The sequence below is a fragment of the Tenacibaculum caenipelagi genome, assembly GCF_004363005.1.
Classification (GTDB): Bacteria; Bacteroidota; Bacteroidia; order Flavobacteriales; family Flavobacteriaceae; genus Polaribacter; species Polaribacter caenipelagi.
The window spans coordinates 109,057-121,933 of the sequence record NZ_SNYH01000003.1 but is presented as its reverse complement, the minus strand read 5'-3'; the positions used below and the strand labels follow the sequence as shown (position 1 = coordinate 121,933).

Annotated in this window: 11 protein-coding genes; 5 read left to right on the top strand and 6 right to left on the bottom strand. The window is 34.4% G+C overall.

What is annotated here, in order from left to right; genetic code table 11:
* The first annotated feature begins 247 nt into the window (after positions 1-247).
* Together DFQ07_RS06935 and DFQ07_RS06930 are read left to right on the top strand one after the other, a co-directional pair.
* Positions 248-1,387, top strand: a complete 1,140-nt coding sequence (locus DFQ07_RS06935; RefSeq protein ID WP_133535565.1) for a glycoside hydrolase family 18 protein — start codon at positions 248-250, stop codon at positions 1,385-1,387.
* Positions 1,388-1,459: 72 nt separating this feature from the next.
* Positions 1,460-1,654 (top strand): hypothetical protein, encoded by a 195-nt coding sequence (locus tag DFQ07_RS06930; protein ID WP_166627736.1) that lies wholly within the window; start codon positions 1,460-1,462, stop codon positions 1,652-1,654.
* 90 nt (positions 1,655-1,744) lie between these two features.
* Here the strand turns inward: DFQ07_RS06930 and DFQ07_RS06925 are convergent, their stop codons facing one another.
* On the bottom strand, positions 1,745-2,401 hold the full coding sequence (locus DFQ07_RS06925; RefSeq protein WP_133535563.1) for a class I SAM-dependent methyltransferase: 657 nt from the start codon (positions 2,399-2,401) through the stop codon (positions 1,745-1,747).
* Positions 2,402-2,713: 312 nt separating this feature from the next.
* Between DFQ07_RS06925 and DFQ07_RS06920 the strand changes: the two genes are divergently transcribed.
* Entirely contained in the window at positions 2,714-2,923 is a 210-nt protein-coding gene (locus tag DFQ07_RS06920) for an SHOCT domain-containing protein (protein ID WP_133535562.1), read from the top strand.
* Between the two features lie 123 nt (positions 2,924-3,046).
* Here DFQ07_RS06920 and DFQ07_RS06915 read toward each other — a convergent pair whose 3' ends face one another.
* Complete coding sequence (locus tag DFQ07_RS06915) at positions 3,047-3,550, bottom strand: YybH family protein (protein ID WP_133535561.1); 504 nt, start codon at positions 3,548-3,550, stop codon at positions 3,047-3,049.
* A 401-nt stretch (positions 3,551-3,951) separates the two neighbouring features.
* Between DFQ07_RS06915 and DFQ07_RS06910 the strand changes: the two genes are divergently transcribed.
* A complete protein-coding gene (locus tag DFQ07_RS06910; RefSeq protein ID WP_133535560.1) occupies positions 3,952-5,391 on the top strand; it encodes a hypothetical protein in 1,440 nt (479 codons plus the stop codon).
* Between the two features lie 60 nt (positions 5,392-5,451).
* Here the strand turns inward: DFQ07_RS06910 and DFQ07_RS06905 are convergent, their stop codons facing one another.
* The 3 genes from DFQ07_RS06905 to DFQ07_RS06895 form a co-directional block, all read right to left on the bottom strand.
* The gene (locus tag DFQ07_RS06905) at positions 5,452-5,925 is read right to left on the bottom strand and encodes a nucleoside deaminase (RefSeq protein ID WP_133535559.1); all 474 of its coding nucleotides are present in this window, start codon (positions 5,923-5,925) and stop codon (positions 5,452-5,454) included.
* Positions 5,926-5,996: 71 nt separating this feature from the next.
* Positions 5,997-7,139, bottom strand: coding sequence for an NAD(P)/FAD-dependent oxidoreductase (locus tag DFQ07_RS06900; RefSeq protein WP_133535558.1), 1,143 nt, complete (start codon positions 7,137-7,139; stop codon positions 5,997-5,999).
* A gap of 7 nt (positions 7,140-7,146) precedes the next feature.
* The gene (locus DFQ07_RS06895) at positions 7,147-10,335 is read right to left on the bottom strand and encodes a LodA/GoxA family CTQ-dependent oxidase (protein WP_133535557.1); all 3,189 of its coding nucleotides are present in this window, start codon (positions 10,333-10,335) and stop codon (positions 7,147-7,149) included.
* 737 nt (positions 10,336-11,072) lie between these two features.
* Here DFQ07_RS06895 and DFQ07_RS06890 point away from each other — a divergent pair.
* Positions 11,073-11,315 (top strand): hypothetical protein, encoded by a 243-nt coding sequence (locus DFQ07_RS06890; protein WP_133535556.1) that lies wholly within the window; start codon positions 11,073-11,075, stop codon positions 11,313-11,315.
* A gap of 66 nt (positions 11,316-11,381) precedes the next feature.
* Here the strand turns inward: DFQ07_RS06890 and fumC are convergent, their stop codons facing one another.
* Positions 11,382-12,782 (bottom strand): class II fumarate hydratase, encoded by a 1,401-nt coding sequence (fumC, locus tag DFQ07_RS06885; protein WP_133535555.1) that lies wholly within the window; start codon positions 12,780-12,782, stop codon positions 11,382-11,384.
* Positions 12,783-12,877 lie beyond the last annotated feature (95 nt).

Sequence of the window (12,877 nt, the reverse complement as noted above, 5' to 3'; positions counted from 1 at the left end):
AATACAAGAACTTTAAAACTTGTGAAACCGAAATATAAGTTAACACTGTAAAAACCAAAAGCTATAAAAAGAAAGATTTTATATTTTTTATAGAGTTGTACAACAGTTAGTTATGTGTAGTCCTTTTTCTTTTATGGATAGGATTTGTGTTTTTGTGATTGATTATCAGGTGTTTGTGGTGTTTTTTAAAGGTTGGGTCTATTAATTTCTCAACTTTATAATAGCAAATAATTAAATACAATATATTATGAAAAATTCTCAATTTCCCTACGGCATTAACGCTTGGATCTTTTTAAATGAAGATGAACCACCAAAGACGAACTACAATAGTCCTGATAGCTGTTTTCAATCACTTATTAAATATAAAGTATATAACAGTGTAACATCTCTTGGAATTGCTTTTTTTGAGGTAGTTCCAGCTACCAAAGGTTCTACCATTAAAATTGGTGATTCATCCCATCCGGGTGGGCTTACAAATCAAGATTATTTAAATTTTGTACTTAGAGATGCACGTCAAGTGAATCCGAATATTAAGTTTTTAGCAACCATGGTTTATTCGGGAGAAAACACGCTAGCATCAATTTTTTCACCAGGCGGAAACGAACAAGAAGAGGCTACTAATTTTGCAAATAATCTGGTTGTTTATCTAAAAGATAATGGAATGAACGGATTGGATGTCGACTGGGAAGGTAATGTGTCTACACGTATGACTCAATCTCAATTTAAAGTCTTGTTTTCTACGATTCGCTCTGTGTTTGATCAGCAGCAAGTAAAATATTACTTGTCGTTCACTCCTGCATGGCCAACGAGTTCGATTGATTATCCGACCGTGAATAGCGCATTCGATTTTGTATCACCGCAGTTTTATGATGGTACACCGTTATCTAGCTTTATAAATGCAGGAATATCACCAGAAAAAATTGGTTATGGAGCGCAATTTGAACCAGGAAACGCAGCACCTAACACTAGCGCTCAACAAGTTTGGAGCAAGGTTTCTAATGGATTTACTAGTAATGGAACCTCTTATGAATATCAAAATATTTTTATGTGGCGTTTGAATTCTGGAAACTTTCAGTTTGAGCAAGCTCAATTTATGATTCTTAATCAACTATTCAATCCATTAACAAGTAATATATTCGACGATACTTCGATAGTTGGAGCGGCGGGTAATCCAAATATAACTCAAATGACGATTCGTTCGGGCGATGTTCTTGATGCTATTCAGACCGTAAATACTGGAACAGGAGCTTATAATACGGGTACTCAAGGTAACAATAGAGGCGTGTTTACTTTGTTACAACATGGTGGAAATAGTGGAGTAGCTCAAACGATAGATATTCCTCTAAATGACCCAATCGTAGCTGTTTCTGGTTATACAGGTATGTGATATGGTTGGCAATGTGTATTACAGATAACTTTAACAGGTAAAAGCGGAGCTTCTTATGGTCCTTTCGGAACTATGAACGGTTCAATTATGCAAACACCTTTTAAACAATCTGCTGAGGCAGGACAAAGTTTAGTAGCATTTAAAGGGGCTACCGTAAGAGTTCCGTTGGCAGGTGGTAGCCATACAGAAATCATTGCTAGTTTAAATGCTGTCTTTGCGGAGCCTTTTGTAACTCAGAAATCGCAAGAAAAAACACTTTCTCTTTAAGTTTTAGAAGTATAAAAGAAAAGAGTATATAAGATACTCTTGAAATAACATAGGTTATGTGTCTTTAAAACGACACATCGCCTATGTTTTTTATTGTTGATGTAACTTTATTTTCGCTAGGGTATATGTTCGTTCAACAGAATCACCCGCTTTACTTGTAACTTGTTCAGTTTTATGTATAAACTCGTCAACTTTTAAGTTAGAAGTACTAATAAGCGCCTCCATTTCTTTTGTGCCAAAAAGCTGAAACTTATCACCTACAAAAGGTAAATTTTTCATAAACTCTTTATTGGCATAGGTTAAAATGCATATACCATTAGGTTTTAAAACTCGTTCAATTTCAGTTATCAGCTTTTGAGGATTTGACCAAAAATAAATTGTATTTACACTCATAACACGGTTAAAAGAATTGTCTTTAAACGGAATAGTTTCTCCGTCGTACAAAGAAAACTTAGCTTGTTTAGTTGTATTGTTTTTTTGAGCCTCTTCATACATTGTTTTAGAAACTTCCAATCCAAAATAATCAATATTGTTTGCTATAGTTAATAAGTGCTGTAAATGTCCACAATTACCATGACCAAGCTCTAACACCGAATTAGCGTCTTCTAACTCCAAAAAATCAATGGTACTTAAGGTCATCCCAATATTAGTCTCGTTCATGTTTTTTCCAACTTCAACGCCTAATTTACCATCAGGACAACTTAATTGGTTCTCTAACTCTTTAATTTCTTCTTGTGTTAATTGCATAGCTTTTTTAAATTGAGATTAATAGTTGTATGTTCAAAAAACGAAGTTATTGAAAATTAAACTCGAAAACAAAAGGTATAAATTTGTATCTTAGTGAAAGTTTAGATGTTGAAAATCAACTGTGTAATACGATAATGATTGAGAAGAGTTATGATTACTATAAAAAAACAAAGAAATACTAAAAGCTAAAAGTTATGATGTCTTTATGGATTATTTCATTTTTGATAATTCTTTTAGTACTCTGGTATGCAAAAAGAGATAAGTAAATAATCTACAGGACGTAAGTTACTTTCCTGTATAAAATTCAAGCATATGCATTATCATGATGGTCATTTTTGGGGCATGCACTTTGTATGGTGGGTTATTTGGATAGTTGTTGGAGTGCTTTTTTTTCTGTTTTATAGTTCATTTTTTCAAGTTACCAAAAAAGAATCTCCATTAGATATTCTTAAAAGACGATTTGCGAAAGGTGAAATAACTAAAGAAGAATATGAAGAAGCAAAAAAAGTACTCAATTCTTAATAGCACAATTAAAGTAAAGAGTAAGCTTTGTAGTTTATAACTAAAAAACAACGACCACTACCTTTATTTTAGTGGTAGTAGTGCGTTGTATATAAATTTAAAAATCTTTTTACAGATGTTTGGTTATTCAGTAGGCATATCTGAATTGAATATATCTCTATGTAATAGCCACTTACCATTTTCTTTTGTCCATAGTACAAGATATTTTCCTTCATCAACCTTTTTATCACCTGAATATAGGGTGTATGCACCTTCTTCAGTAACTAGGTTTTGGGTTCCCCAAACATCAATAGTTTTAAGGTCAAGACTAGTAAGATCTGAATTTATGAATCCATAAAATATTGATTGTATGCTTGGTCGTCCAACTATAGATGGGCTACCATTCATCATAAATTTACCTTCTTCTGAATACAAGTTGGCTAGTCCTACAGAATCTTTAGCGGCAAAAAAATCGGAATAAGCTTTGTTTGCAGCTTCTATTTCTGTTTTGGCTGTATTCAAATCAAAGACAGGTTCGTTATTTGTACTTTCTGTGTCTTTTGTTGGTTTATTATTACAGCTTGTAATAAAAAGAATAAGGAATAAAGTTAAAGTAAGTTTTGTTGAAAAGTTAGCTAGCTTTTTCATGGTAAGAAAATTAATTAATGCCTACTCTAGTTGGTTTTCGGCTTCCCCTAAATTAATTTAAGAGGTTTCAACATAACAAGGTACAAAAAATATAAACAAGGTACAATGTTTTTGTTTTGGTAATATATTGTTTATTAGTGTTTTGTTTGGTGTAATGGCTGCTTTTTAGCAACCTGTTTAAAAGCTTAAATATTTTTACTTTTCTTAATCTGAGACAATTTTTTCACCATTACATAAGACTTTTTTTTATAAAGTTACACCAAGTCCTAACTAAAATAGCATCAATCTTTCAAACCTGATATTTTAATTTTTATGCTCAATAAATAGACACTTGTAACTTTTTTGAGGTTTGTATAAAAAAAAACAATAAATTGGTAGTATCAACTTAAAAACTTTAAATAATGAAACGAACACTTAAGTCCCTCGTACTACTAATGTTTAGTATAAGTGTTTTTTACTCTTGTAAGAACAAAGAAAAATCAAATGAAGAAAAAGAAAAAACAGCTGAATATAATATCGCTGTTAGCGATACCTTATGTTCTAGTTCTTGGTTTCCGCACAGTCAAACACCACCTCCTAAAGAAGGAAAAGGAAGCCCATTTGATGCGTCGAGTACAACTAATGCTATTTTTCATCAATGGTCATGGCAAAAATTTTTATGGGTAACCAAACCTATTTCAGAAACCAAGTTACCATTGTTTTTAAGTAACAGGTCAATTCATCAGGTTACTTCAGAGATGGAGTTGGTTAAACAACAAGAAGGAGCAGCAGTAGTATTAATAGATACTGCACAGGCAGGACGTGATTCGGCGATATTAACAACAAATCCAGCGTATAACACCTCAAATACGTCTGAAACGGTGTTTTATTCGATACACACGAGTGATATTATGAAAAAAGCGGCCGATAAATTTAAAGATTCAATTTTAGCAGGAACATTAGACAAGAATAATTTATCGTCTTTCCCAGTAGGCTCGTTAGAATTAAAAGTCTCTTGGGTAGCTACAAGTGCTATAGCAAGTGATAAGGTTGCAAATTACTTTACCACTACAGCTGCTGTGAGTAGAGATGGAGAAAACTATACGAATACAGAAGTTGCTTTGTTAGGAATGCATGTTGTAGGTGTTGTTGAAAATCATCCAGAATTTATTTGGGCTACATTTGAACATGAAGATCTAGCACCGAACTACGATTGGAAAAAGAACGAAGCTTCATCTGATACGAATAAATTAGTATTTGCTGAAGGAAATACTACGGGAATTGATGGGATTGTTTGGAATACAAGTACTAACAGTGCTAAACTGCCAAATAAAGCTTTTGATTTATTTCAATACGGAGTACCTAGAGACAGTGTTGGAGGGTTTATGACTACCTGCCAGCAAGAACCACTTAATTATGATAATGTGAGAGACATTAATGCTTGTGTAAAAGAGAATTTAAAAGATGTTTTTAAACATTACTTTTATAACGGCTCTCTTTGGATTGATACAGATGGTTTAACACCAGAAGAGCAAGCAACGTTACTTGTAGATGAAGGAGGAAGTATAGATAAGGCTACTCCAGGTTCTGTGGCAAGAGGATCTTTAAATAATGCCAATGTAACTATGGAAACTTTTACCCAGACGTTTCAGAGTGATATATCAGAAATAAACGTAAACAATTTAGCCAATTGTTTTAGTTGCCACAATGCAATTAGTTATAGTGGAGATAAATCTCCTATTTATATAAGTCATATTTTCGATGCGTTTATGAATACATCTGAAGGAAGAGCGAAAAACGAAATTGAATTGCTGAAAGCAAAACAAGAAGTAGAGCAGTTTATGAAGAAAAGTTTACAATAAACATATTGTTTATTGATAAAAATAAAAAAATCCCTTATTAATTAATAAGGGATTTTTGTTTTAGTACTCTATTTTATCTTCCTTTTCAGACCATTTTTGAAAAGGTTCTAAAGCAATGTCACGTCCTATTTGCTCAAAAGGAATGCTACGTTTTTCGTATGGTAACGGAATTTCTTTGTAAATGAATTCGTCGTCAAAACCAATATTTGCCGCATCTTGTTGATTACTTCCGTAGTATACTTTGTCAGGACGAGCCCAATAAATAGCTCCTAAACACATAGGACAAGGCTCACAAGATGTATAAACCACACATCCATCTAACTGAAAAGAACCTATTTTTTTACAGGCATCTCTAATAGCAGTTACCTCGGCATGTGCAGTTGGGTCGTTGGTAGAGGTAACCTTGTTGTTACCACGTCCTATAATTTCTCCATCTTTTACAACAATACATCCAAACGGACCACCTTCGTTGTTCTGCATTCCTTTTAAAGCTGCTTTTACAGCTTCACTCATATATTCTTCGTGTGTATTCATCTTTGTATTTTTAAATAAAACGGAAAGGCAAAATTAAGCGATTTCTTTGTTTTAAAAACTGTTTTAAGGTGTTAAATATTGTTTTGTCTTCTTTTCCAAAAAGGAGCTTCTTTCCACCTTGTTTCTGACTTGTAAAAAAAGTTTTTGTGTTGTGTATAGTGATTCCAGACTTGGTTTACTTGATGATTGTATGCAGTATTAAATTGTTTCATTTTATTGGAATCTAAATCTTTGATAAAATTAAAATTACGAAGTAATTTTTTTACTTGCATAGCATTTGCCATGGCATTGAACATTCCTTGTGAGGAAAGAGGATCAAAACTAATTGCAGCATCACCTAAAGCAATCCATTGGTTACCAGCTATCTGTTCTAAACGAGTAGAATTTGCACTAACAGTACCGTGAAAGTTGATGTATGCTTTGTTGCTTTCAATTAAAGGAGATATCAGTTCATGTTGTTTGCTAAATTGTAAAAAAGAATCTAGTTGCTTAAATATATTTTTGTCTACTAAGTCAGCATCTGTTTGAAAAGCGACAATTCTTTTGTTGTTAGGTGTCACAGTACTATACCACCAACCCAATTCATCAGAAACAATGGTGCTCATAGTATTTTCTAGGGTATTAGGTAAGCTTATCCAACAAGATATAAGCTTATCATAGTGTGTACGTTTAATACCTAAGCTTTTTGCAAAATGAGACTGTTTACCAGTTGCATCAATTACAAATTTTGCCTGAATAGTATGTGTGGTTCTGTTTTTTAAATCATCGGACTTTGTAGTTACTTTCCAGTAATTATCTTCATAAGAACTACTAGAAAGTCGTGTTCCCCAAATACAGTCAACATCTCTTTCAATAGCAACTTGTCTTAGGTAAACCTCAAAGTTCTTCCTGTTCAAACTTTTAGAGAAGCCATCGGGGTTTCTCATATGATCGACAATTTGAAGTTGATTACTTCCCCAGTAGGATTGCATTCCTAAATTGTTACGATATATGGTTTGTTTTACAGTATCCGATTCATTTTCTAATAAATCTAGCTCTTTTAAAATTCGTTGTGCTGCAGGTGCTAGCGATTCTCCAATTCTATCAACAGGTTCAACTAGTTTATCTAGTAATGTAACATTATAATCTTTAACCAGAGAAATGGCGGCAATGCAACCTGCAATGCCACCACCTATAATTAGTATGTCAGTAGTACTATTATATTCTTTCAACACTCATCAGTTATTTAGGAATATATCGTGAAAAACGTGTCATTTTCTCAGGAATACCAACTTCAACTCTTTTAGGAGCTGCTTCTTGATGCGAATCAGACTGTTTCATGTGGTGTAACTTAGAAGCAATTAAATGTATGGTTTTAATAACATTTGGTGTTGCTTTAAAGTCTTTTACCAGTTCATCTTCTGTTAAGATCAATAAACTACGTCGAACATCTTCCAATACAAATTGCTCGTTTAATAAATTATCGTGTGATAGTTTATCTACGGCTGCATCTATTGTATTTTGAACACCTTTTTTTAACGTACGTTTAGCTGTTAAAACACCTTGTAAATCTTGTATAGTAGCTTTTAATAATGCTGCCTCTTGTTCTGGAGTAGGAGTAATACCTACCTGCATTTCTTCAGGGAAATTAGGGTTATGCTGAACCCCTGGACGCTTTTGAACCACGGCTAACTTGTCAAAATACTTAATCATGCTATTAATTTGATTCGTATAGGTTGGAGCTTCACCATCTAAGGGAAGATTATCTAGCCAATCAGAACGGAAATTAAAGGCTTGAATACGGGTTTCCTCTGATAAATTAGGATCCATTGTTTCTTTATAACGTTTCTCATTTAAAACGTTATTGGGTACTCTAGCAGGCCAAAATGTTGGTAAATACGGATCGTATTCACTAGTGTATCCGTCTCTACAACTAGCTGTATCTGTTTGCCAAGGTATTGCCATCCAACGAGTAATTCCCCCAGCTACTTGTCCGCCTAAAATAGGACCTTTTGCCAATGGTAATATATCGTTATTCATCATTGGACCATAATACGTGGTGTTTACAGGCGGTGTTTTAGGTGCATGTTTAACTCTAAAAGGAGCCATGTACATTCCTGATGAACGCATAGGCCACGTCATTTCACAACCAGGGTGAAAAGCATCAGCTAAACAAAACTCCATAGCAGCTTTAGTTAACATATCTGGTTGTTCTGAAACAGGAAGTTCGTCTATCGTAGGTGGTTTTGGAATGTGAGGACATCCAGTCATGTCTACATAATCAGCTTCAAAATCACCTTGTACCCATTGATCTAAAAATTCTAATTGTAAATCTGATAAGGTAGCATGTTGTCGAACAGAACCTGTAGAAGGAATACTTATAGCATCACCATACAACCAAGGCCATAGCTGAGGTGCTTCTGCTCCTGATACATCAAAACGTCGGAAGTTGTTAGAAATCGTTCTTCGCATTTCCATATAAGCAGGCGACGGATTTCCTAATCGTTTTATCCATTCGTTAGTAGTATAATTAAACTGACCTCCAAAACCAAAGGCTCCAGCAAAACCAGCATTTACCCACTGTAAATCGGTCATACGTTGAAAGATTGGTAAAATATCTTTGGTAAAAGATGGTCTGGTAGGACGCACTAACATTTTAGATTTTACAGCCACATCACGCATTAAATCCCACATAGTACGTACCGATTTTTGCATCGGTGCATAATCTGGAGGTGCACAAATAACCCAGGCTGGATCTACTTTTAATTTTGTTCCTTCGTATTCTACTTCCGCAGTAACAGGACCGTCAGAAATATCATCGTGCCAACCTTCGTTATTTGCAAAAGTAATGGCAATATCACCATTGATGTTTTCCGATTTTCCGTGTCCGCCTAACATAATCAAACGTCCCTTTTCATCGGTACGCATTTCACCTAAGTATACTTTTTTCGAAAGAAATTCTCCTTCAAAGAAAGGACCTTCGATAACATTGGTTCCAGTAACAGATTTTGCGCCACCATCAATTAATAATGAGTTACGATCTTTTACATCAATATTTCGTAGCATAGAAGGAGGCATATCTGCTGCTTCAGGAATGTCTAAGGCAATATTAAACTGATACCAAGACGATTTTTGGTTGGCTAAATGACTATGCCACGTGATTTTTGCATTTTCAGCAGTTAATTCCTTTACCGCTTTTCCAGCGGCATTAAATCCGTAAATTCTAAATTGTGCTGCTTGTCTTTTTAAGGCTCCTGTTTTATCTCGATATGCATACGGGTCGGTTTGTGGTTCAGGATTGTCAACTAATGGACCAATAAAATATTCGTATTCACTATTTCCTACACGCATGACACCAATAGGAGGGTAGATACCTGCTTTTACAATACAGTCGCTATTTTCATCAGTATTTCCTTCAAAATGAGGGTTGATTTCTTTAGGTTCTTGTAATTGCTGTCCGTTGGCTTGATGTCGTGCTTCGGCACTTGCTGCATAAACCACTTTTCTTGCTTGTGCAATAGACCCTAAAGGCTCATGTTGCGGTAGCGTTCTCCAAATATTGAAGGCTAAATTACTTCCAAACTCTGCTTGACCAATACTAGCTACATCTTGTTGAGGTAAGTGTAATTTAGCAATGCAGATATACGGACTTTCTTCCGTACTCCAAACTACTTGTGCATCATCTAACGGCATTGTGGCATCGTTGGTACGCAATTGTATTTCGAAACGGAAGGTCGCTTCTTTGGTTAACAACCGTTGTTGTAAGTCGATACCTAAGTAATTGTTGTCGTTAAAAGGAGTTCCTTTATAGGTGTCTTCAGGAACTAAACGATATTTTATAATTTGTGAATCGCCTAATTTAAAAGGAAGAATTGCCCAGTAGTTAGCACTCAGTACACTAGCTTCTTCTTTGGTCATAGCTTTTAAAATACTAGCTAATTCAGGGTGTTTTGTTATGTACGAATCGTAATCTCGATCAATAACACCAGCAGTGGTAAAGTTACACATCTGTTGTGCATCACGTGCAAAGAAACGGTCGATATTTTGAAAGATAAAATCGGCATTGGTACCGTCTCCTAATAATTTAGGACCTTCTACACCAAAGAGTTTTAAACCAACTCCTAAGGTAGAGTGTAAGTCGGGAGAAGTGGGGGTAGTATCACTTGAAAAACGAACAGCACATTCGTAAGTATCACCAGCAAAAATTCCGATTTTGAACTTTTCTTCGATGTCTTTGTTTACAACAAAACGACCGTAGGCAATACCGTGTTGTTTTCTAAATACTGCTCTTTCTGCAGGCTGTTGTCCGTTTTCAATGCGTGTTTTTTGCCCCATTTCCACAAACATTTCTTTTAAACGTTGTGTAACTTGGGTAATGTCTCCATCGCAGTTCCAGCATGATGAAGATTGATCTTGTGAGGGTTTTGTCATTGTTTGGTTAGTTAGGGTTTGACAATTTTTGTTTAAAATGTAGTTGAATTTCTTTAAAAATAAGAAATAAAAAGTAAAGTGATTTTTAAAAAATCATGAACGTTTTGTTTTTGGGTATTAGTTGTTGGTATTGGATAATGAATATTGATATTTGAGAGAGAAGTTTTTTACCGTCACTCAGAATGCTACTAAAATCAAAATATATTTTGATTGAAAGTATATTGTGAAGCAACTGAGGAGAAATCTCATTAGGGAGAGCAACTAATCTTAAACAGATTTAGCTCCGCTGAACCTTACGGTTTCTTCTTTTGATTGAAATGACGAAACCTAATGGCATTCCATCATAACAAGGAGCGATAGTGACGTGGTTGTCGCAATTATTTTTTTTCTTGATGAAAAGAAGTAAAAATCAAGTCCTAGAATAAAACCATAAGAAAGTATTATGATATTTTCGATTTATAAAAACTTACAATCGTTAGAAATAATATATGTTAACAGTGCTATACGGTTATATGGAGTAGGGGATATAATAACACATATCTTTTTGTATTGCTGTTAGTTATTCGTACCTTCAAACTTTGAAAAAGCAAAAGTAATCCTTACTACATTCCTTTTATTTTTTGATTGAATTAAGAGTGCACTACGTGTAGGTGTAACGGTGTACTATCATAAATTATATGTTGTTTAAACACAACAAAAACTAAAAAAATAAACGATTAAAAATTAAATAAATAATTATGACAAAGACAGATAGAGATAAAAAAGGAGTAATGAGTATTACTCACGAAGCAAGTTTAATAGATAAAAAAATAGGTTCATATAAAGAGCATTTTATAAATGAATATTTTGCATATACAGTGAAGCTATCTAATGGGTCAATCTGTATACCAAGAAAAATGGCCGAAGATTATGAAGTTCAAAAAGGTACTGTGACACAAGAAAGAATAAAAGAAGTCGCAGAGACTTATCAAAAAATATAACTTAATTTAAGTAAAAAATCCACAACAAAACGTTGTGGATTTTAGATATCTATAAATAAGTTTACATTATTTTAAACTTCCAGTCATATCTTCTGGTTTTACCCATTCGTCATATTGTTCAGGAGTTACATATCCTAAACGTACCGCTTCTTCTTTTAAAGTAGTTCCGTTTGCATGTGCTGTATTGGCAATTTCAGCAGCTTTGTAATATCCAATTTTAGTATTTAATGCTGTAACTAACATTAACGAGTTGTTTAATAACTCCGTAATTCGTGTTTGGTTAGGTTCAATACCTGCAGCACAATTTACATCAAACGATACACAAGCATCTCCAATTAATTCAGCCGATTGTAATACGTTAGCAGCCATCATAGGTTTGAAAACGTTTAATTCGTAGTGCCCTTGTGTACCACCTACAGTTACCGCAACATCGTTCCCCATTACTTGTGCACAAACCATAGTCATAGCTTCTGCTTGTGTAGGGTTTACTTTTCCTGGCATGATAGAAGATCCTGGTTCGTTAGCAGGAATGATGATCTCTCCAATTCCAGAACGAGGTCCTGATGCCATTAAACGAATATCGTTTGCTATTTTATTTAATGAAACAGCTAATTGTTTTAAGGCTCCGTGTGTTTCTACTAAAGCATCGTGAGCAGCTAAGGCTTCAAATTTATTTTCAGCAGTTACAAATGGTAATCCAGTAAATTCAGCAATATATTTAGCTACTAATACATCGTAACCAGCTGGTGTGTTTAGCCCTGTTCCAACCGCAGTTCCTCCTAAAGCTAATTGTGCTAAATGTGCTAAAGTGTTTTTTAAAGCTTTTAATCCGAAGTTTAATTGTGCTACATATCCAGAAAACTCTTGACCTAAGGTAAGGGGAGTAGCATCCATTAAGTGTGTACGACCAATTTTAACTACATCTTTAAAAGCTTCTGCTTTAGCTTGTAACGTGTCGCGTAATTGCTCTACACCAGGAATAGTCACTTCTACAATCTTCTTGTAAGCTGCAATATGCATTCCTGTAGGGAAGGTATCGTTAGACGATTGCGATTTGTTCACATCATCGTTTGGTTGAATAGTCTTTTCACCTTCACCAATTACATGTCCTGCAATTTCGTGAGCACGGTTAGCAATTACTTCATTAACGTTCATGTTACTTTGTGTACCAGAACCTGTTTGCCAAATTACTAAAGGAAATTGATCATCGTGTTTTCCAGCTAAAATTTCATCACATACTTGTGCGATTAAATCACGCTTTTCTTGAGCTAAAACTCCTAGTTCACAGTTGGTATAGGCAGCTGCTTTTTTTAAGTAAGCAAATCCGTGTACTACTTCTAAAGGCATAGAAGCTGCAGGACCGATTTTGAAATTGTTACGAGAACGCTCAGTTTGTGCTCCCCAATATTTATCAGCAGGCACTTCTACCTGTCCCATAGTGTCTTTCTCAATTCTATATTTTGTCATTTGAAATGATTTAAAATGCTTAAAATTAATGATGTCCAAAATTACAAATTCTAATAGTTTTTAATGATGATTTTTATTAGATTTTATTGGATGAA

Bases quoted from the DNA above. Each gene is read 5' to 3' on its own strand.
- DFQ07_RS06895 (WP_133535557.1), bottom strand. From the start codon at position 10,335: ATGACAAAACCCTCACAAGATCAATCTTCATCATGCTGGAACTGCGAT.
- DFQ07_RS06890 (WP_133535556.1), top strand. From the start codon at position 11,073: ATGACAAAGACAGATAGAGATAAAAAAGGAGTAATGAGTATTACTCAC.
- DFQ07_RS06920 (WP_133535562.1), top strand. From the start codon at position 2,714: ATGCATTATCATGATGGTCATTTTTGGGGCATGCACTTTGTATGGTGG.
- DFQ07_RS06910 (WP_133535560.1), top strand. From the start codon at position 3,952: ATGAAACGAACACTTAAGTCCCTCGTACTACTAATGTTTAGTATAAGT.
- DFQ07_RS06925 (WP_133535563.1), bottom strand. From the start codon at position 2,401: ATGCAATTAACACAAGAAGAAATTAAAGAGTTAGAGAACCAATTAAGT.
- DFQ07_RS06935 (WP_133535565.1), top strand. From the start codon at position 248: ATGAAAAATTCTCAATTTCCCTACGGCATTAACGCTTGGATCTTTTTA.
- DFQ07_RS06930 (WP_166627736.1), top strand. From the start codon at position 1,460: ATGAACGGTTCAATTATGCAAACACCTTTTAAACAATCTGCTGAGGCA.
- DFQ07_RS06915 (WP_133535561.1), bottom strand. From the start codon at position 3,550: ATGAAAAAGCTAGCTAACTTTTCAACAAAACTTACTTTAACTTTATTC.
- DFQ07_RS06905 (WP_133535559.1), bottom strand. From the start codon at position 5,925: ATGAATACACACGAAGAATATATGAGTGAAGCTGTAAAAGCAGCTTTA.
- fumC (WP_133535555.1), bottom strand. From the start codon at position 12,782: ATGACAAAATATAGAATTGAGAAAGACACTATGGGACAGGTAGAAGTG.